Genomic DNA, 19,923 nt, shown 5'->3' with positions numbered 1-19,923 from the left:
CCAAATTATCGAGGGTATGAACAGTTAGTCATTAATCCTTAACTCCATCCTCTATTATTAGATCGCGAATCACCTTTGCAGGTCTTCCTCCAGCCAAAACATTGGTAGGAACATTCTTATTAACGGTGCTCTTAGCTGCGATAACGGAATTATCTCCTATTGTGACGCCCGGAAAAATGGGTGGAGGATGTTGTCCTCAACCCATTTTATCAACAACCCTGCAATTCGCTGATACGAATTCGAATCAATCGTCAATGGTCCTTGGCCATCGGGCAGTTGTGGCTCAAACATTAGCCGTTGCTGTTCCAATTCCTCTAACAAATCCACTCTTCCCTCGAGAAAATCCTCTAACCTCTCCGCAGCCGTATGAAGTCTGGCCATGATGCCGCCGTAACGGATATCCTGGTCCTCCCAGCCTTGTGCCTTATTCGTCAGCATCCACAATCGGCGGTGCACCCGTCTGAGTTCATTCACTTGAGTGATCAGAGAGGGAAGGCGGTGCTGGACGAGCGTGGTCAGCTCCTCCATATTCCGCCCCTTGTACAGGCGGGTTATTTCTAATCCAAGCGGTCCTTTCACCGCAGCCACCATGCTCAAACATTCGAAAAACTCAAACATGGTGCTGAATGGCTCTTCTGTTTTCGCTCTGACAGCATGCCACTTTCTTCCCATCTCGGAATAGTGCCCGGCAAGATCCGGTCCTCCCTCGAGATGCTTGTCAAACAATCCAAGCAGCACGTCCTGATAAAGAATGTATTTGGAAGGTCTCGCCATCCAGTGGTTTCCTTCCTCGATCCCAGGTGTCTCATCCATATACTTCAGGTCCACGATCTCATGGAAGAGATCCATTCCTGTACAAGCTTCAAAACGTCTGCTTAATTGCTCATCGGTCACATCATCGGCATACCCGTACTCCGTAAACAGCTGCAGGCCCGGCAGTATGTAAAATGATTGGTTTCCTGCCCGTTGTCGCCCCATGAAGTCGCGATCACCTCGCGGACCCCCTGGGCTACGCAAGCCCGCAGCGCGGGATGAGAGATGTTCCATGTCTTCCCGTAATTTGGGCTAAACCCACCCCAGCAGTGTATACCTCCTGCAAAGACCGATGTCGAGCCAAGCTCTTTATGCTTTTCCATGATGATCTCATATTTCAATTGACCCGTCGTGCCGTAGCACCAATATACATACTGAAGGTCGGCGGGGAGCCGGCTCAGCATCTCCTGTGAAAAATCCACATCCAGCGGATAATGGAATCCTTGAGCATCATTTGACAGAAAGTGAAAAATCATGTCACTCCATATCATAGGCTTCAGCCCAAGCTTCCAGGTTATTTCCAGTACCCGCTCCAAATGGCTGATCATAATGTCAAAGCGGGTACGGTAACCGTTCTTTGCCAGATATTGGCCAAGGCCCACGGCGAAGGCTTCATCCATTCCAATATGAATCCTGCTCGAGCGGAACGGGGCGCTTGCTGCAGTAATCATATCCTCAATGAATTGATAGGTTTGAGGCTCCCCGACCAGAAGAATGTCGGCTGTATCCCTCAGTTCTGAAGCGCTAGACCATTTTAAAGCCTGCTGCAAATGGGCGAGAGTCTGTATGCACGGAACCACTTCCACCCCGAACATGAATGCATAGTCATCGATTTTTTTCAGCTCATCATGTGAATAGCGTCCCCGCATGTAGCCGAAATAGGGACGGGATTTAATTTCATACGTATCCTCGGTATAAAGCAGGAGTCTGTTCAATCCCATGACGGCCAGATAACGAATCATCTGCTGCACAGAATGTACAGTCAATACAGCGTTTCAGGACATATCCAGCATAGGGCCGTTAAAGTCGAATTTCGGACTCTCGCGTCGTGTAAATGAATTGGACTGTTTCGCATGCTCAATGAATAACCCCAGACCCCGGAAAAAGTGGACAAGCTGATCATACTGGATTAGACCGTGTCCCTGCTGAAGTGATACCACCAATTCCCCTTCAGCTTGTACAACCTCAACCTCTGCTCCTTGAGGATCCCATTCAAAAGATAACTGCGTCTGCAGCTCCTGAATCCCTTGTCTTAACGATTCCAAATCCCCTATAAAACTCAGCTTCATCTTACATATCCCCTTTATCGTTTTGGTTCCCGTACCTGGATCGGAACTCGCTTGCACTAAGCCCGGTGTATTCCTTAAACTTCCGGTAAAACCAATCCAGCTGACGATACCCGATATTATGCGCAATCTGATATACCTTCATATCTGTATATATGAGTTTCTGCTTCGCCTCCTCCAGACGTATCTTCAGTAAATAATCACTGAAGGAAATGCCTTCAACCGATTTGAACAGATGCCCCAGGTAAACCGGATTCATAAATATTTTCTCTGCGATATTTTTCAGGCTGATATTGTTCGCATATTCGGTCTTGGCGATCAACTTGACTTGTTCGATTGCATTTGAAGATAAGGAATTCTGGCTATGTTCTATCCAACGGCTGATGTCCAGACATTTCTCTTTGGCGTACTGAAACAACTCCCGGATCGTTGAAGCACGCATAACTTCAGCATACTCCTCTGGAGGCAGTCGCAGGTCGTTGTCCAACTGGCTGACTCGCCTGCGTTCCAGCCGGAATATACTGGAGAAAAGGTCCAGAATCACGATCTGGACCACTGACTTTGGAACCGATTGGGAAATAAAATATTCCATCTGATATTCCAGCAGCGGTACGATTTGTGAAAGATCTCCCTGCTGTACCAGCTCCTCGTATTGAAGCTTCGCGTCCCTGATTTTGATCATATCACATGCATTCAAATCTGCTGGCACATCCACGCCGTTCATAATCGGAGACGTTCCCAGCAAAAATCTGCGATCCAGCGCCAGCTGAGCCGAGTAAAAGGAATGCTCCACATCCTTGATCGAGTTCACGACCGGCCCGACCCCGATCGTTAAAGAAAATCTTGGCATACTTCAGCACACATTCCCGAATCTCTGCCGCCATTATCTGTGGTTCCTCATGCACGGAATGACGATATTCCAGGATTCCGCACCTCTCTTTCGATACTTCAAACAGCACTCCATGTCCGTTCAGAAGCTCCTCCATAATATTGCGTACCGCGAAACGGGCGGTCTCGATATCCTGTTCGTTCATCTGTGCATCCACGGTTTCATGGAAATCCATCTCGACCAGAATACAGCAGTAGCAGGAGTATTCCTTTACCTCCATATTCAAAAGGCTGAGGTGCTCCACCACCCGTTCATCCTGCAGCCGGCCCTGCACCCACAGATTAAAGGTTTGATCCTTGAATGCTGAAAAACCGAGGTGCAACCTTGTCTCCAATTTTTTGCGGAATTGAATTTCTCCGGCAATTTGAGTTAATAACTTGACTCTTGCAAAAAACATGTCGCATAAAGTCTTGTAGTTTCCGCTCGAATGAACAGAACATTTGTCATTCTAGACAAACTAAAAGAGGACATCCAATCTTCTTAGCGAAATTACGGTTACCAGACCAAATTTCCAAGAAAAAGGGGATGTCCCACCTCCATGGTAAATCTGCATGCGGCAATCGCCAAGTTCATTTTTCGAAAGCAAGAAACACAGCTTGGTCCCAATACAGGCACCGTGAATGCTAACCGCATCATTTCGATGGTATTGCCTTATATGGCATCAAGCGAGCTGGAATATATTAAAGGTGCATCGGATTACTTGGACTCAAGAGGCTATTATTTAGGTATTCATAATAGTAACTGGAGCAAGGAAAAAGAGAAGGAGCTGCTGATCAGGGTGCCTAAGAACGGTTCGAGCGGCATCATTCTTTACCCGCTGAGCACCGTCAGCAATGTTACACCCGACTGTGCCGCTAATTCCACTTCTGTCGGCAGCTGATAATCAGGCGGATACTCCCCTGTAATAATTTTTTCTCTGAGCTCTTCGAAAATAATCATATACATATTAATTATTGACCTTCTTTGTTTGAAACAACGTCAAGAAGATTGTGCAAATACGCGATACCTTTTACTTGCTCAACCAATGCATGATCAATGTATTGAAGAGACTTAAGAGCAATTTCCTTAGCCTGAGAAACGTTGTGATTACAAGCTCCGACAAAACTGAACAATATAGAGCCCTTTTCTTCTGTTAACTTTATTATTTGCGATAGTATCACAGAAGAATAGCCCTTCAGGCTGCCTGAAGGGCTGTTCTTTATTTTATATGGATAAGACCGATAGTTTCGTTGCGCTTAATAGGAAAGCTCGGCATTCAGCCGCTCTATCAGCTCCACCAGCTCCAGCGGTTCGCGCACCGTATAAGTCGGATGCTCCGACTCGTCTGCAGGCGTGTGCGGATAGCGAGTCGTCCAGCTTTGGAATATGCTCGTAATGCCCAGCGCATTGGCGCCCTTCATGTCGCGGCTCAGATTGTTGCCGATCATGACAATTCGCGGGAAATCCGCCTCGGACAGATCCAAAGCGCCTACAGCAGCTTTGAACATACGGGGACTTGGTTTGCTTGCTTTCACGGTTTCGGAATAAATCATGGTCGTAAAATAATCGTAAAGCCCGTGCTGCTTAAACACGTTCTTGAACGATTGCGCGTCGCCGTCAGCGACCAGCGCAAGTGTATATCCTTTGTCGAACAACGTCTTCACCATGACGTCTGCGCCCGGAATCAGCTCTGCGCACAGGACGATTCCCTCATCGTCCCTTACTTCCGTTGATTCATCGATAATAGTGTCGCCGCTGTCCAGAAATACAATCAATCTTTTCTCCATATGTTAATCAACCTTTACTCCGATTAATTTGCCGGCGAGCTTGTCGATTCCCTGACAATCAGCTTCGGCTGCATAACGATCCTTTGCTTGATTTCATCCGTATTCTCCACGCTGCGGATCAACAAATCGAATGCCAGCTTGACCATTTGGTCCATCGGCTGGGCGATCGTCGTAAGCTCCGGATTCGTCACAGTAGAGAGAATCGTATCATCAAAGCCGATAATCGACAACTGCTCGGGTACTCGTACCCCTGCTTCCTTCGCGGCTTGCAATGCACCGATCGCAAGCAAATCGTTACAGCAAAATATCGCCGATGGACGGTTTTCCCCGTGAAGTAGCTCCGCGGCCGCCCGTTTTCCATCTCTAATGCTGGAATCGCACGAGATAATGCCCGCTTCGTCTAGGGCAATTCCCGCTTCGAACAACGCGAATCGAAAACCTCGGATCCGCTCGAAGCTGCTGGTTACCTTGAAATTTTCAGACAACACTGCAATCCGGCGGTGGCCTCTGCCAAGCAAATGCTCTGCGGCAAGTGCCCCGCCCTTGAAGTCGTCCGTCAGTACACTGTGAACCGGCATCGCGACGGCTTCCCTTGCGATCATGACGATAGACAGCGATTTTTCCGCCAGCTGACTCAAAATATCTGTATTTTCCACGCCGGTCCCTATCAAAATGCCGTCTACGCTTTTTTGCTCCAAAAGCCGAATATATTTCTCTACCCTGTCATCTTTGTTGTCCGTACTGCAGACGATGACGCTATACCCTTCGGAATGAGCCAAATCCTCTACAGAACGGGCAATCTCTGAGAAAAAGGGGTTGGATACATCGGGAATGAGCAGCCCGATTGTGTACGTCTTCTTGCCCATCAAGGCCGAAGCGATCACGCTCGGTTGGTACTGCAGACGTTCCATTACCTTAAATATTTCATCGCGCTTTTTTTTGCTTACTTTTCCCTTGCCGTTTATGGTATTGGAGACGGTCGCGATGGAAACGCCCGCCTCCTTGGCAATATCATATATCGTGGTCGATTTCATACCCAACCTCATTATCGTCGGATGTTAAGGACAGGCAAAAAGCCCCCCTTACCCGGATATTATCCGATTTATCCGCTCGAATTGCAAACAATTTGCAAACAAAAAGAAGATTACGGTTGCTGCCTTGTCGCAATCCATGCATGATCCGGATCGTTATGGAACTTCCAGATGCGGTTCGGCCCCGCCATAACGTTGAGATAGTAGACCTGATAGCCCGGAGGCGCCGAAACGGGATGATACCCTTGCGGAACAAGCACCGCTTCACCGTCTGCGACCGCCAAAGTCTCATTCAGCGAGCGGTCATCCGTATAGACGCGTTGGATGGCGAAGCCCTGCTCAGGCTTCACATGGTAATAATAAGTTTCCTCCAGCAGCGACTCCTCGGGAAGCGCGTCGCGATCATGCTTATGGGGCGGATAGCTGGACCAATGTCCTTCCGGCGTAAACACTTCCACGACAAGCAGGCTGTCAGCAGGCTCTTGCTCGGGCAAAATATTGTGAATGAACCGCTGCGTTGTTCCCGCTCCCCTTTCCTCGACGCCGACGTCTCCCGGCGCGATCAGGCGTGCAGGATGATTGCCTTTGCCCGGTGCTTCACATACAGCCAGCTCCACCTTCGTAAGCGCCTCAACCTCGTACCTGTCGTCATTCGGAACATAGACAGAATAAGGCGGCGTCTGCTCGAAGACGTTCATTCTTTGACCAATATTCATCCATGAGGATTTTGCCGTCGTCACGTTAGCCAATCCGCTGAGCAGCACCAAGCATACTTCGTTGTCCGCGGTTACTCGGCTTAACTTTTCCCCCGGATTCAATTGGTAAACTTCGAAACCGACATAGCTCCAGCCTGCCGATTCCGGAGTAATCGAAAGTATGGGAGTAATTCCCGAAGGTTGACGCTCCGGTCTCACAATCAGTTTGCTCATTCGATCACACCTCCTCTTTCAATTCCTTAAGCTCCGACAGCTTCACGCTGCGGTTGTCGCGCAGCGACAGCTTTGCAGCCAACGCGATTCTCTCTGCCTGACAGGCATCCGCTCCGCTGACCGAAACGTCGCCGCCTTGAAGCAAAACATTGATAAACTGCTCGGTCTCTTCGATATAAGCCGAATTGTAGCGCTCCAGGAAGAAATGAAGCGGCTTTTCACTGATGACGCCTTCTTCCGTGCTTAGCACGGCCGTGTTAGGATGATCGTTCGTTGCTGCTACGGAGCCCTTCGACCCAAATACTTCAGCCCGTTGGTCATAACCGTAAACCGCTTTGCGGCTGCAATCAATAACGCCAAGCGCGCCGTTTGCGAAACGGAGCGTTACAATCGCGGTATCGACGTCGCCATGTTTGCCGAATACCGGATCAATAAGCACGCTGCCTTGTGCGTATACTTCTTCTACCTCGCTACCCGAGAGGAAGCGAGCCATGTCGAAATCATGGATCATCATATCCATGAAGATGCCGCCCGACACTTTAATGTAAGCTTCCTGTGGAGGTTCGGGATCTCGGGAGGTAATCTTGATCAGATGCGTTTCGCCGATAGCTCCAGCTTGTACATGCTCGCGGATCCGCTTGAAGTTATGATCGAAGCGGCGGTTGAAGCCTACTTGGAGCTGGACTCCTGCCTTTCGAACCTCTTCCAGCGCTTCCTCCGTCTGCCGGATGTCCATGCTTACCGGTTTTTCGCAAAAAATATGCTTGCCATGCTGCGCCGCACGCTTAATGAGCGGAACATGCGTATCCGTTGAAGAGCAAATGAAAACGGCGTCTATATCCGGATTCGCCAGCAGCTCGTCGCTGTCGTTCGTTACGATGGGAATTCCTCTTTCCAGCGCCCACTTTGCCAGCTCTGGACCGCCAAACAGATCGCTGATCGCAACGATTTCCGCTTGCGGGTGTCTTCTTAAATTGTCGGCATGGATTTTGCCGATTCGACCTGCTCCGATAATGCCAATTTTAATTTTCTTCATACTCGTCCGCCTTTCTATTGTTCCGAGCTGCCGAATAGCCGCATTTTGTCGCGGACAGCAGCCTCGGTCGCTTCGCGCGCCGGATGTAAATAATGCTGCGATTACCAGCGAGCGGTTACCATTTTTTTGCGGGTATAGAACTCTACGCCGTCCGTGCCGTTGGCATGAAGGTCGCCGTAGAACGATTTTTTCCAGCCCGAGAACGGGAAAAATGCCATTGGAGCAGGTACACCCAGGTTAACGCCAAGCATGCCTGCATCAATCGTCTCCCGGAACTGCCGTACGCTGCTGCCATTGCTTGTGAACAGGCAAGCGCCGTTTGCGAATTCCGATCGGTTTGCGATAGCAATCGCCTCTTCCAGCGTTTCTGCTCTCATGACGGAGAGGACGGGAGCGAAGATCTCATCTTTCCAAATTTTCATCTCGCAGCTAACTTGATCGAAAATGGTCGGTCCTACAAAATAACCTGTATTTTCAACGGCAGCGTCTTTGCGGCCATCACGCACGAGCAAGCCGCCTTCGGTCTCGCCGGACTCTATATAGCCGATCGTTCTTTCCTTATGCGGCTTGCGAATAACAGGACCTAGGAACGTTCCTTCTTCCAGTCCGTTGCCGATCGTAATGTTGTCCGCTGCTTCGGACAATCTTCGTACCAGCTCATCGCCAACTTCGCCGACTGCAATAACGACGGCGCAGGCCATGCAGCGCTCACCCGCCGAACCAAATGCCGCGCTGACGATTTCTTTAACCGTGAGCTTAAGATCCGCGTCTGGCATTACGATAGAATGGTTTTTGGCGCCGGCTAGCGCTTGAACCCGTTTACCGTAAGAAGTGCCCGTTTTGTATACATATTCGGCAACCGGTTGTGAGCCGACGAAAGAAATAGCCTGAACGTTCGGATGCTTCAAAATGCCGTTAACCACATCATGCGCCCCGTGGACGACATTGAGCACGCCAGCAGGCAATCCCGCTTCGTGGAATAGCTCGGCAAGGCGGTTAGCCAGCAGCGGCGTACGCTCCGAAGGCTTCAATACGAAGGTGTTGCCGCAAGCAATCGCGAGCGGAAACATCCAGCAAGGAACCATCATCGGGAAGTTGAATGGCGAGATGCCTCCTACGACACCGATCGGATAGCGGAACATCCCGGATTCCAAATTTGTTGCGATATCTGGCAGCTGCTTGCCCATCATAAGCGCCGGTGCGCCTGCTGCGAATTCGACGCATTCGATGCCGCGAAGCACTTCACCGTGCGCTTCGGCATAGCTTTTGCCGTTCTCTGTCGTAATGAGGCGCGCAAGCTCTTCCCAATGGTCAACAAGCAGTTGCTGGTATTTAAACAATACGCGGGCACGTTTTGGAACCGGCGTCCTGCTCCAGGTCTCGAATGCATTTCTTGCCGTTTGAACGGCCGCGTCCACGTCTGCTTCGGAAGAGAGCGGAACTTGCGCTAAAATTTCCTCAGTTGCAGGATTATATACATTGTCATACTTTTCGGCAGAGGCCTCGACCCATTGTCCGCCAATCCAGTTTTTAAGAGTAGTCGTCATGTTAATCCCTCGTTTCTTCAAGTTGTAAGCTTGTAAGGTATGAATCCGGAAACCTAACTTGCAGTAATTTCACCACGATTGCAGCGTTCGATGTAATCCTTGACTTGTTCTACCGTTGGCATCGCATCCGAGCAACTATGGCTGGAGATGACGATACATGCCGCTGCGCTTCCGAACTCCATGCTCTTCTCAAGCGTCAATCCCGACATGACCCCGTAAATGAAGCCAGCCGCGTAGGAATCTCCTGCCCCGAAGGTTTTGACGACTTTGGCCGGGTACGATTTCGCTCGATGCTCCAAACCGTCCGTCGTATAGGCGATCGAACCTTCTTTGCCATGCTTGATAATGACGATTTTAGCGAAATGGTTGAACCATTTGGAAGCGGTGAACCGGTCGCTGTGTTCCACGTTTTGCTCGAACCGCTCCATGCTGTCAAACTCTTCACGCGTTCCAACGATAATGTCGCTTTTTTCCGCCGCCAAGTTGTAATATACGGCTGTTTCTTCGGGAGACACCCAGGAATAAGGGCGGAAATCGATATCGAAAATAACGGTGGTGCCGTGCTTACGGGCATAATCCAGTGCCAGAAGCACTGCCTCTCGTGAAGGACTTGCCGCCAGCGCCGTACCGGAAACGAGCAGCGCTTTGCTGTCTGCGATGAGCGACTCACTGACCTCCAGCGGATTCAGCAGCAAATCGGCAGCGTTATCCCGGTACATAAGGATGCTGCATTCCGACGGGCTTTTGATCTCGGTAAAAGCAAGGCCCGTAACAGCCCCTGTCTTGTCAGTCACGACATTGCTTGTGTCGATACCCTCATTGTCGAGGTAATTTCGGATAAATCTGCCCATCTGATCGTCCGCGATTTTGCCGATGAACGCCGTTTTGTTGCCCAGCCTGCTCATCCCGATTGCGATATTCGCCGGTGAACCGCCTACGTATTTCGTAAACGTCATTGTCTGCTCCATCGGTCGGTTAATCTCGTTGGCATTGAGATCGATGCATAGACGGCCAATTGCCGTAAAATCAAACTTCCTATCGGAAGGGAAAGAAATGGTAGACAACTTACTCACTCTCCTTCTCACCTTTTAGGGAGCCAAGGTACTCGATAGCTCTAGCCGCATACTCGCGTGCTGGATGCTCGCCCGGATCCTGCTCTCCCTCTAGCAAAGCCCAGCCGTCGTATTTCCGATCAAGAAGCTCATTCAAGATCGGACGGAAATCTATATTCCCGTCTCCTGGAACGGTAAACACGCCATTGCGGATGCATGTGACAAAATCCACATTCAACACTTTCGCTTCCTTAAGCCGATTTACGCGCACATCCTTCAGATGAATATAAGCGACTCGATCATAATGCTTGCGAAGCAGCTCCGCTGGTTCCGCCCCGCCGTACAACGCATGGCCTGAATCAAACAGCAGGAACACGGCTTCTGGATCGGTCAATGCCATCAGCTTGTCGATTTCCTCCGGACTTTCGACCGCAGTCCCGCCATGATGGTGGTACGTCAGCTTCAACCCGTATTCCAGCGCGATTTTACCGGCGGCATTTAAGCCTTCGGCCAAGCTCTCCCAGCCGGCTTCGTCCAGACGGATCACTTCGGTCTCGTTCGGTGTACGACGGGGATCGAAATGCAGTGATCCTCCAACTTCACAGGTACTGATGACCTTGCTTCCCATCTGCTGCAAAAACTCGGCATGCTTGCGGAATGCTTCCAGTTCCGATTCACGGTAAGCGGGATCGGAGAACAGCACCGATTTCCATTGAGAGACGAGCTGAATGTTTCGTTTCGAAAGCTCCCGCTTAAGCAATTCGATATCGGTCGGAAACTTTCTCCCCATCTCCGTTCCGGTCAAGCCGAGTGCTTGAATGTCGTCCATAATTTGCTCATAAGTTGTATGCTCGCCATGCTCCTTTACGTCTTCGCCGACCCAATTGATCGGATGAATTCCTAATTGAAAAGGAAACAACGCCATCTTTTTCGCCTCCTAGTAGGCTTTTGCCTGTGCCAGTTTTTTGTTCATTTCGTCATGCGCAGCAACGACCTTCGTACTCTCCGATACGGCCGGGACACCAACGTTCCACCACGACTCATAGCCGTCCGTATTTGTTCCGGCTAGAACGGGAATTTCTATTAACGTCGTGCGCGTTTCCGCCTTCGCTTGCTTCAGCGCTTGGCGTAGTTCCTCCGCATTAGACGCTTTGTACGAGGCAAGACCCAGACTGCGGGCATGAGCCGCAAAGTCGATTGGCAGTGGTTGGCCGGTATAACGGCCAGTATCAGACTCGCGGTAGCGGAATTCATTGCCAAAGCCGTCGCTGCCATGGCCGCGCTGCAAGTTATGAATGCATTGATAGCCGTGATTATCGAACAACAGTACCGTTAGTTTTCTTCCTTCCTGCAAGCTCGTCACCAGCTCGGAGTGAAGCATCAAATAGCTTCCATCTCCTACGAGGGCATAAACTTCCCGTTCGGGCTCAGCCAGCGCAGCGCCAAACGCGCCGCTCACCTCATATCCCATACAGGAGAATCCGTACTCCATGTGATAGCCGCCCGGCGAGCCAACCCGCCACAACCGTTGAAGATCGCCTGGCAGGCTGCCTGCTGCGCAGACAATCACGGCATCTTCATCAATCGTTTCATTGATGACGCCGAGTGCCTGCGTTTGGGCAAAGCCATCTTCCCGCTCCAACGTATACAGCCGGTCAATTTCAGCATTCCACTCCATATTGACATCAGCAATCTCGCCGTCTTTATAGGCGGATGCATATCCCGCTTCCGCAAGCCCTTCCGCCAACATACGGATAACTTCCTTCGCATCCCCTGCCAATGCCGTGCCTTCCAGCTTTGCCGCATCCATGCGGTTGATATTAATATTCAGAAATTGGACGTCCTGATGTGGGAAGGCAGACTTGGAGGACGTCGTAAAGTCGGAGTACCGTGTCCCTACGCCAATGATCAGATCTGCTTCTTTGGCCAGCTTGTTTGCAGCCAATCCGCCGGTTACGCCAATGCCCCCGACGTTCAACGGATGATCCCAAGGCAAAGAGCCTTTGCCCGCTTGCGTCTCGGCGACTGGAATGCCGAATTTTTCGGCGAATGCAGCTAGTGCCTCCGTCGCGAAGGAATATTGAACGCCTCCACCTGCTACGATAAGCGGTTTGCGCTTCGAGGCAACGAGCTCGACCGCTCGTTTTATCGCGTCAGTCGAAGGCTGTTGGCGATCCACGACATGTACCCGTTTCTCAAAGAAGGATACCGGGTAATCGTAAGCTTCCGCCTGCACATCCTGCGGTAAGGCAAGCGTCACCGTTCCGGTATCCGCCGGATCCGTCAACACCCGCATCGCTTGAAGCGCAGCGCTCATCAATTGCTCAGGACGCACGATGCGATCCCAATATTTGCTCACCGGCTTGAAGCAGTCAGTCGCCGCAATCGTATAATCATGTCCGGCTTCCAATTGCTGAAGCACTGGATCAGGCTGTCTGGATGCAAAGTTGTCTCCCGGAAGAAGCAGCAGCGGGATACGGTTAACCGTCGCCGTTCCGGCTGCGGTTACCATATTCAAAGCGCCGGGACCAATCGATGTCGTACAAGCGTAAATACTTGTGCGGTTCAATTGCTTGGCGTACGCGGTCGCCGCGTGCGCCATTCCTTGTTCGTTTTTTCCTTGCACGAAAACTAGGTTGCCCGGGCTTCGTTCCAACGCTTCGCCGATTCCCGTCACGTTTCCATGGCCGAAAATGCCCATTACCCCTGCTACGAACTTCGTCTTTACACCGTCAATGGAAATGTACTGTTGATCGAGAAATTTTAATAAGGCCTGTGCCATTGTTAACCGGATTGTACTCATAGTATCCTCCTTGATTACTAGGTTAAGCGCTTTTTATGTCACCGCTTACTTAACAATAATAGTTCATAATAAGACAATAGGTAAAGCGCTTAATCTAAATAATACATATATACGCTGCGCAAATCAATCATAATTTTAAGGAGGAAATTTCATTCATGGATATTTCCGATCTTCGACCGCATTGAGGTATTGTGCTTCGAGTTACAAAGAGGAGGACATCAAGAGCTTTTTCCGTTACCGGAATAACCCCGGGTTTGTCTCTATGTTGAACTCCACTAAAAAATAAAAAAACCACTTCCTAAGAAATGGTTTGCAGGCTGATGTAAAGTCTCGACAGCCTGAAGCTTAGATCCATCTAGTACAAGACAATAACAATGCATTGCATAACAATCAAAACATATTGTAAAACGATAAATTTTGTGTTAAAGTCAATTCAATAATAACAAGTGAGGTGCTTTTTATGAAACGTGGAACGACACTCTTTTTAAAGATATCTGTTATTCTTATTGGAATCCCAGTTCTTGCTTTGTGCATATTTTTGGTGCCTGAGATAGGGAATTTTGCAGCAGAGTTGTATCCAGATAGTGCTTATTTGAAATATCTCTTTTTTATTGATTTCTATGCGGCGGCGATCCCTTTTTACTTTGCTCTGTATCAAGCTTTTAAACTTTTGAGCTATATTGACAAGAACGAAGCTTTCTCAGAATTATCTGTACGAGCTTTAAAGAATATAAAATACTGTGCAATCACAATCAGCAGCTTGTTTGTGTTAGGCATGCCGCTCTTCTATCTCATAGCGGAGAAAGACGATGCCCCAGGTATCATTGTAATCGGGCTAGTCTTGATTTTTGCCTCCATGGTTATTGCCGTTTTTGCTGCCGTTCTCCAAAGGCTTTTAAAAGAGGCTATTGATATAAAATCAGAAAATGACTTAATAGTCTGAGGTGAATAACATGGCGATAATAATCAATATTGATGTGATGTTGGCTAAAAGGAAAATGAGCGTAACAGAGCTTTCGGACAGGGTTGGAATCACGATGGCTAATCTTTCTATATTGAAAAACGGAAAGGCAAAAGCGATTCGATTATCCACTTTAGAGGCGATTTGTAAGGCTTTAGATTGTCAGCCTGGAGATATTTTAGAATACAAAAGTGACGAGACAATCAAGGAATAAATGAACAATCTCCCGTATTGAACTATACGGGAGACGTTAGATAATAAACCAGCGGCAGTCTAGGACCTGATATGCTCCCCTTACAGTAGACAGGTGAAATAATAAAACCTGCTACTGTGAGAGGAGCTTTTTTCATGACTAGAGGAAAATACAATGCTTAGGAGAAACTCACTATTCTCCATTAAGCTTTTAATCAATTACCTGAACCCCTGACGGCACCTGATATTCCGTTCGTACGCTTCCGTCTTTCTCCCGTTCGTGCCTGACATGAATGATGCCGTGCGGCGTCGGATACTTACCCTCAACCCAATCCAAATCATGTAAATTCGGCTTGATCCTCACCTTGCGAAAGCCCGGCTCCACCGGCGTAATGCCGAGCACGTACTCTGACAGCCAAGCGGTAGGCCCGGATGCCCAACCGTGGCATAAACTATGGCGATATCCCTTGTAGCAATAACCGCCATATGTACCGTGCACATCGATTTTCCCTGGTGGCGTCAGTTCATCGATTCGTGATGCATTGTCCATCCAAGCGATGTCGAAGTCTTCCCAGAACGTCGTCGCGCCGAGTTCCAACATGCCTCCCCAATAAGCGCGGATACTGTCAAAGCAACCGGCGATGTCGCCGGCTTCAGCGCGGGCACGGAGCATATAGTAGCCATAAAATGTCGAATAGCCTTTCGGGGCGTTCGGCGCAATGACCTCGCGGTTCGCTTCAGAAAGATCCAACAGTCCGGTAAGCCCTTGCAGCGCTGCCGCTTGCTTGCTGAAAGCATGATGAGGCGCAATTTCGCGCAGCTGCCGTTCGAGAGACTCGCAGAGCTTGACGATCTCATCCTCGCCAAGCAGCCTACAAAGCCGTGCGCCTGCTTGCATCGCAAGCACAAAAAGCGCATGAACACCGGCCGTAACGCCGGCCGGATTGGATGATGCGGGCCAATCCAAGAACGGTCGGTACACATCGATCGTTCCATCCGCCATTACTTTCCCCGCCAGCTCACGAAGCAGCCCAGTCAAGTATGTGCGTTGTTCCTGCAAATACCCCTCGTTCCCGTGCTGCATGTACCAATCATGTTGAACGAGCAGCCACCAAATCGAGTAGGTCGGCATGTCCATAAACATGGGCAACGGGGAACGATCCCTCTTGAAATCCAGACTGGACGGCACAATCTCGTATTCTCCAAAAACGGCGCAGATTGTGGCGACTTCGGGATGCATGTCGCCTGTCCATACCATCCGGTCCCGCTTGATCCCGTCCCACAGGTAATCCTGCATATTCAGATGAACCGTATAGGCGCCCGTCTCCCATATCTGATTCAACAGCGAATCGCTGCTTCTAAAACTACCCTTGTACTCGATATCCCGGTACAGGAACACGGCTTGTACGCTCTGCAGCTCAAGTGTGCCTTCATCTAATAGATCGATCCGCGCAAAACGAAATCCCGTCGTACCGAACTCGGTTGTCCCGAGGAGTCCGACGTCCACGATACTGTCGCGTGCCACATGGTCATTGGTCGCATTGCCCGGACCTCCCAGATCACTCATCGCTTCCATGGCGGATTCGCCTAATCGGACACGTACCCTAACGTTCCTCGACGGGAAGCGTCCTTCAACAACCGATATCCTAATGCCTCCATGCAGCTCCATTCCGAAGTCCAGCAGTATGCCCGGCGCTTCCCCTTTATGGCTAAGAATGCACGCGTTTGGCGCTTCTTTCGTCACCTGGCCGCCGTTCGAGCAAAGCAGTCCTTCCGGATTGATCACCTCGGAGTCGGCACCAGAATTCGTGGTCCACAGAAGACGCGTAGGCTCGAGATAAGCTCTAGTTCGCGGATCGATGACGAGGCCTCTCTCCTTCAGCGTTTTCATACTCATAACGATATCCCCTTTCAATCGTTCTTCAATTTGAGGCGCATGAAATGCAGGTTGAAAAATGGAGGCATCGATTGATGCCTCCATCCGTTGTTGATTATTTTCTGGTCGCTTGCTTGTACCAACAGTCATAGTCGCCTACTTAGATTTTACTTACTACTTCCTTATTTTGAAGCAGAGCTACAAGAAAAGCCAAAGTCAATCCTTGGCCCCATCCTTGTACTCTCTTCTTGGAAATCACCTTGTAGTCATCTGCAGAATACATCACTGCCGTTCCTGCAGATACATTCCGGACCGAACCGTCTTCATCGATGTTAGCCAAGATGCCTTCATAAGCTTTGGCCATATAATTCTGATGCAGCGGATGTGCATAGGTTACTAGTGAAGCGGCAATACCGGCGGAGGCGGAGGTTTCTTCATAGGAAGTTTCATCATTCAAGACCGTACGCCACAGTCCATTCGGTGATTGCAGCCTGACCAGAGCGCTTAATTGATCACCGAGAGCCCCTCCAATCTGCATCCACATAGGCATAAAGGGATTCAGCATTTTATAGGCCTGAGCCATCGTATACGCGGCCCATGCATTGGCTCTGCCCCAGTAAATAGCGGACAAATGATCTTGCTTGACATTATCCCATGCGTGATAGAACAAATTCGTCTTCGTGTCCTGAAGGTATTCTTCATGCCAGTAAAATTGATTGAGCGCATCTTCAATGTATTCCTTTTTGTCAAGCTTAAATCCAAGCCGCAGCAGGAAATAGGCGGCCATAAACAACGTATCCGCCCAAGCCTGCTCAGGAAAGTCATTTTCGGAGGATACCGTATGCTGGAACACGCCTTCTCCGAATCGGATGGCGTCTTTTCGCAAATATTCGGCTTTCAAAAGCGCCAGATCAAGGTATTTGGAGTCGCCTGTGGCTTCATGCAGGGTCAGCATCGTATGCCCCATGGCACAAGCGTTGACCATCATAGGCGGCAGCCCGAGCTCCAGGTACTCGTCCACCCATTTGACCAGAAAATCGATGTATTCTTGATTTCCCGTCACTTCCCACGCTTTGCAAATCCCGTAATAAGCCACTCCGCATGACCAGTTCCAAGTGAAATCCATATTCATTGTTCTGCGGACTACCCGGTCTATAAGCTCTTTTACTTCGTTTTCGTCGTATTCAAATTTTCGCATATTTATTCCTCCGTATACTCTGCACGATGAAACTAATAGTTTTCATTATACTGTGCCAAAAATGATTCTCTTGCTTCAAGATTATCATGAAAATAGGAATGATTTCTCCGCATTTATGCACAAATATACCTTAAACACCGTATATATTGATATAATAGGTGTTCGAAGTTTATGAGAAAGGAGCCCTCCATGACCGTTCAATCACTCCCTGGCAAGCTTAGCTTAGGCTCAATGAGCGATCCGTTGTGGATCGAATACGACCGGAGAATCGGCCATTATTCAATGAATCATACCCACTACCATATGGCGTATGAAATTTATTATCTGTTTCGCGGGGAAAGGAACTACTTTATCAGAGACTCCTTCTATCCTGTCCACGCGGGTGATATGGTGCTCATCGACTCCAACGCCGTTCACAAAACGTCCGAGCGGAGCGAACCCAATCATGAACGGATCGTTCTACATTTTGCTCAATCATTCTTTAAGGAATATTCGCAGGAGGATAGGGATCTGCTACTGGCCCCGTTCGCCGAAGCCCAACCGCTCGTCAGGCTGAACCTTAAAGAACGGATGCATGTGGAAGAGCTCCTTGGCTCTCTGCTAAGCGAACTAAGTGAATGCCCTCCAGGCTATCAACTGCACATCCGGAACATGGCTATTGAATTGCTGCTGTTCACAGCTCGTCACATTCTGAAACGTAAGGCTCTGCCGGATGTTGAGCTTACTCCGATCCAGCGGAAGGTAACGGATATCATCCGCCACATTAATCTGCATTACAAGGAGCCTCTTCATCTGGACATGCTTGCCAAGCAGTTTTTTATTAGCAAGGGCCACCTGTGCCGCGTCTTCAAGGAAGTCACCGGCTTCGGTTTTACCCAGTACATCAACATCACCCGGGTAAAAGAGGCCGAACTCCTCCTGCGAGAAACGGACTGGAGTGTAACTCAGGTGTCAGAACACTGCGGCTTTGAGAACTTTTCCCACTTTGGAAAAGTGTTTAAAATGCTGTCAGGCCTCTCACCCCGCGCCTATCGGAAACTAGAGCACTCCAAAGAATGAGATCAGTTAGTCGTTGTTAGGCATTGAATCATGAACATTGCCAGGCGTAATAATGGACGGAAAAATGGCTGTCGAGGTTTCTCGACAGCCTGAGTTAGAACATGATTCTCTCATGTTCCAGCTTTTTTAGACGGATAAGCTTTTTTCAACAACCCATTTAAGCAATAATAATGTCAAGAACAGCTGGAGAGTCGGCTGATATGAATTCGTCCTTTCCGATCACGGTAATTTCTCCATTTGGATTCCCTATAACTGCCCCATCTTCTATCACACTTCCTTCGCCAAGAATAGCTTTATAGATTTGGACATTGCGTCCGATTTTGACGTCCGGCATAATGATGCTTTCCCGGATTTCGCATCCTGGGCCGATATGTACGCCGCTAAATACGACCGATCTTACTAACTCTCCTTCAATTATACTATCAGGATTAATCAACGATTTATGAGATTCAGCAGCCTTGTAGAGATTCGTTGGCGATGGTTGAAGACGCTTATTTGTGTACATCGGCCATTGTCCGTCATCAAGAACGATCTCACCGCCGAGCACCTCCATATGTGCCTCCCAAAGGCTCTCCACCGTGCCCACATCACGCCAGTATCCCTGAAAAGGATAAGCATACACATTCGACCCTGCCGCCAGCATCTGAGGGATGAGGTCCTTTCCGAAGTCATGAGAAGAAAGCTCATTCTCAGCATCCTGGAGCAAATAACGCTTTAGGAACGACCACCGGAATATGTAAATGCCCATTGAAGCAAGATTGCTTTCAGGCTGGGATGGCTTTTCGATAAAGTTAGTTACTTTATACGAATCGTCTACATTCATAATGCCGAATTGATGTGCGTCTTTCCACGGAACCTGCTTTACCGAGATCGTAGCTTCTGCTCCGCTTTCCTCATGGAACTGAATCATGGCGTTATAATCCATCTTATAAATATGATCCCCAGAGAGCAATAGTACGTGCTCCGGATTATTCCGCTGTATGTAATCCAAATTTTTGTAGATGGCATCAGCCGTTCCCGTATAGAGGCCATTAGCCTGACGACTGGCATCAAGAAGCGTAATTTCGGTTTCATTGTCATTCAAACAAAATCCACCGTCTTTAATATGCATATGCAAGGTCTCCGCCTTGTACTGGGTCAATACCCCAATCGTGTCAATTCCTGAATTCAAACAATTGCTGAGCGGAAAATCAATAATGCGATATTGGCCACCGAATGGCACCGCCGGCTTAGCTAGCTTCTGGGTTAGCGGAGCAAGCCGCTTTCCTTCTCCACCTGCAAGTAACATAGCAATACATTTCTTCTGTGTTATACGGATCATCTCCTCTATTGGTGTTGTATACTCTCCTAAGCCAAAAAGAGTAACTCAAAAAATAGTACCAGATGATCGTTACGAAGCATGTCATAAGCTGGTGTAACTAAAAAATAATTATCGACAAAATCAAAGGAGGAAAAAAAATCGGAAATAGCCCCATTATAACTCCA

20 protein-coding genes are annotated in these 19,923 nt (G+C 49.1%); 3 read left to right on the top strand and 17 right to left on the bottom strand.

Annotated elements, in window-relative coordinates; all coding sequences use genetic code 11:
* Positions 1-156: 156 nt before the first annotated feature.
* The 14 genes from RCO25_RS08285 to iolD form a co-directional block, all read right to left on the bottom strand.
* Positions 157-978: a hypothetical protein gene (locus RCO25_RS08285; protein WP_374992079.1), complete on the bottom strand. Its 822-nt coding sequence runs from the start codon at positions 976-978 to the stop codon at positions 157-159.
* On the bottom strand, positions 891-1,799 hold the full coding sequence (locus RCO25_RS08280; RefSeq protein WP_308995666.1) for a beta-N-acetylhexosaminidase: 909 nt from the start codon (positions 1,797-1,799) through the stop codon (positions 891-893). The genes RCO25_RS08285 and RCO25_RS08280 overlap by 88 nt, the downstream gene beginning before the upstream one ends.
* Positions 1,800-1,808: 9 nt before the next feature.
* Entirely contained in the window at positions 1,809-2,102 is a 294-nt protein-coding gene (locus RCO25_RS08275; RefSeq protein WP_308995665.1) for a hypothetical protein, read from the bottom strand.
* A 1-nt stretch (position 2,103) separates the two neighbouring features.
* Positions 2,104-2,901 carry a helix-turn-helix transcriptional regulator gene (locus tag RCO25_RS08270; protein ID WP_308995755.1) on the bottom strand — a complete coding sequence of 266 codons (798 nt, stop codon included), beginning with the start codon at positions 2,899-2,901 and terminating at the stop codon, positions 2,104-2,106.
* A complete protein-coding gene (locus RCO25_RS08265) occupies positions 2,783-3,385 on the bottom strand; it encodes a hypothetical protein (RefSeq protein WP_308995664.1) in 603 nt (200 codons plus the stop codon). The genes RCO25_RS08270 and RCO25_RS08265 overlap by 119 nt, the downstream gene beginning before the upstream one ends.
* Before the next feature lie 413 nt (positions 3,386-3,798).
* Positions 3,799-3,927, bottom strand: coding sequence for a GntR family transcriptional regulator (locus tag RCO25_RS08260; protein ID WP_308995754.1), 129 nt, complete (start codon positions 3,925-3,927; stop codon positions 3,799-3,801).
* 296 nt (positions 3,928-4,223) lie between these two features.
* The gene (locus tag RCO25_RS08255; protein WP_308995663.1) at positions 4,224-4,754 is read right to left on the bottom strand and encodes an HAD family hydrolase; all 531 of its coding nucleotides are present in this window, start codon (positions 4,752-4,754) and stop codon (positions 4,224-4,226) included.
* A gap of 23 nt (positions 4,755-4,777) precedes the next feature.
* Entirely contained in the window at positions 4,778-5,788 is a 1,011-nt protein-coding gene (locus RCO25_RS08250) for a LacI family DNA-binding transcriptional regulator (protein ID WP_308995662.1), read from the bottom strand.
* A 110-nt stretch (positions 5,789-5,898) separates the two neighbouring features.
* Positions 5,899-6,714, bottom strand: a complete 816-nt coding sequence (gene iolB, locus RCO25_RS08245) for a 5-deoxy-glucuronate isomerase (protein WP_308995661.1) — start codon at positions 6,712-6,714, stop codon at positions 5,899-5,901.
* A 4-nt stretch (positions 6,715-6,718) separates the two neighbouring features.
* Positions 6,719-7,750 carry an inositol 2-dehydrogenase gene (iolG, locus tag RCO25_RS08240; RefSeq protein ID WP_308995660.1) on the bottom strand — a complete coding sequence of 344 codons (1,032 nt, stop codon included), beginning with the start codon at positions 7,748-7,750 and terminating at the stop codon, positions 6,719-6,721.
* 101 nt (positions 7,751-7,851) lie between these two features.
* Positions 7,852-9,297 (bottom strand): CoA-acylating methylmalonate-semialdehyde dehydrogenase, encoded by a 1,446-nt coding sequence (locus RCO25_RS08235; RefSeq protein ID WP_308995659.1) that lies wholly within the window; start codon positions 9,295-9,297, stop codon positions 7,852-7,854.
* Positions 9,298-9,350: 53 nt separating this feature from the next.
* Positions 9,351-10,361: a 5-dehydro-2-deoxygluconokinase gene (gene iolC, locus RCO25_RS08230; protein ID WP_308995753.1), complete on the bottom strand. Its 1,011-nt coding sequence runs from the start codon at positions 10,359-10,361 to the stop codon at positions 9,351-9,353.
* Position 10,362: 1 nt separating this feature from the next.
* Positions 10,363-11,274, bottom strand: coding sequence for a myo-inosose-2 dehydratase (iolE, locus tag RCO25_RS08225; protein WP_308995658.1), 912 nt, complete (start codon positions 11,272-11,274; stop codon positions 10,363-10,365).
* Between the two features lie 12 nt (positions 11,275-11,286).
* The gene (gene iolD / locus RCO25_RS08220; RefSeq protein ID WP_308995657.1) at positions 11,287-13,152 is read right to left on the bottom strand and encodes a 3D-(3,5/4)-trihydroxycyclohexane-1,2-dione acylhydrolase (decyclizing); all 1,866 of its coding nucleotides are present in this window, start codon (positions 13,150-13,152) and stop codon (positions 11,287-11,289) included.
* A gap of 460 nt (positions 13,153-13,612) precedes the next feature.
* Between iolD and RCO25_RS08215 the strand changes: the two genes are divergently transcribed.
* Together RCO25_RS08215 and RCO25_RS08210 are read left to right on the top strand one after the other, a co-directional pair.
* Positions 13,613-14,095 carry a DUF2975 domain-containing protein gene (locus RCO25_RS08215; RefSeq protein WP_308995656.1) on the top strand — a complete coding sequence of 161 codons (483 nt, stop codon included), beginning with the start codon at positions 13,613-13,615 and terminating at the stop codon, positions 14,093-14,095.
* Between the two features lie 10 nt (positions 14,096-14,105).
* Entirely contained in the window at positions 14,106-14,327 is a 222-nt protein-coding gene (locus RCO25_RS08210; protein WP_308995655.1) for a helix-turn-helix domain-containing protein, read from the top strand.
* Positions 14,328-14,516: 189 nt separating this feature from the next.
* Here the strand turns inward: RCO25_RS08210 and RCO25_RS08205 are convergent, their stop codons facing one another.
* Complete coding sequence (locus tag RCO25_RS08205) at positions 14,517-16,202, bottom strand: alpha-L-rhamnosidase-related protein (protein WP_308995654.1); 1,686 nt, start codon at positions 16,200-16,202, stop codon at positions 14,517-14,519.
* Positions 16,203-16,341: 139 nt separating this feature from the next.
* Positions 16,342-17,379 carry a glycoside hydrolase family 88/105 protein gene (locus RCO25_RS08200; RefSeq protein WP_308995653.1) on the bottom strand — a complete coding sequence of 346 codons (1,038 nt, stop codon included), beginning with the start codon at positions 17,377-17,379 and terminating at the stop codon, positions 16,342-16,344.
* 189 nt (positions 17,380-17,568) lie between these two features.
* Between RCO25_RS08200 and RCO25_RS08195 the strand changes: the two genes are divergently transcribed.
* The gene (locus RCO25_RS08195; protein WP_308995652.1) at positions 17,569-18,438 is read left to right on the top strand and encodes a helix-turn-helix transcriptional regulator; all 870 of its coding nucleotides are present in this window, start codon (positions 17,569-17,571) and stop codon (positions 18,436-18,438) included.
* A 157-nt stretch (positions 18,439-18,595) separates the two neighbouring features.
* On the opposite strand, the gene RCO25_RS08190 is transcribed toward RCO25_RS08195, so the two are convergent.
* Complete coding sequence (locus RCO25_RS08190; RefSeq protein WP_308995651.1) at positions 18,596-19,759, bottom strand: glucose-1-phosphate adenylyltransferase; 1,164 nt, start codon at positions 19,757-19,759, stop codon at positions 18,596-18,598.
* Positions 19,760-19,923: the final 164 nt, after the last annotated feature.

This window comes from Paenibacillus sp. LHD-38, assembly GCF_031157315.1.
Classification (GTDB): Bacteria; Bacillota; Bacilli; order Paenibacillales; family Paenibacillaceae; genus Pristimantibacillus.
This window is presented reverse-complemented; position numbering and strand designations above follow the sequence as displayed.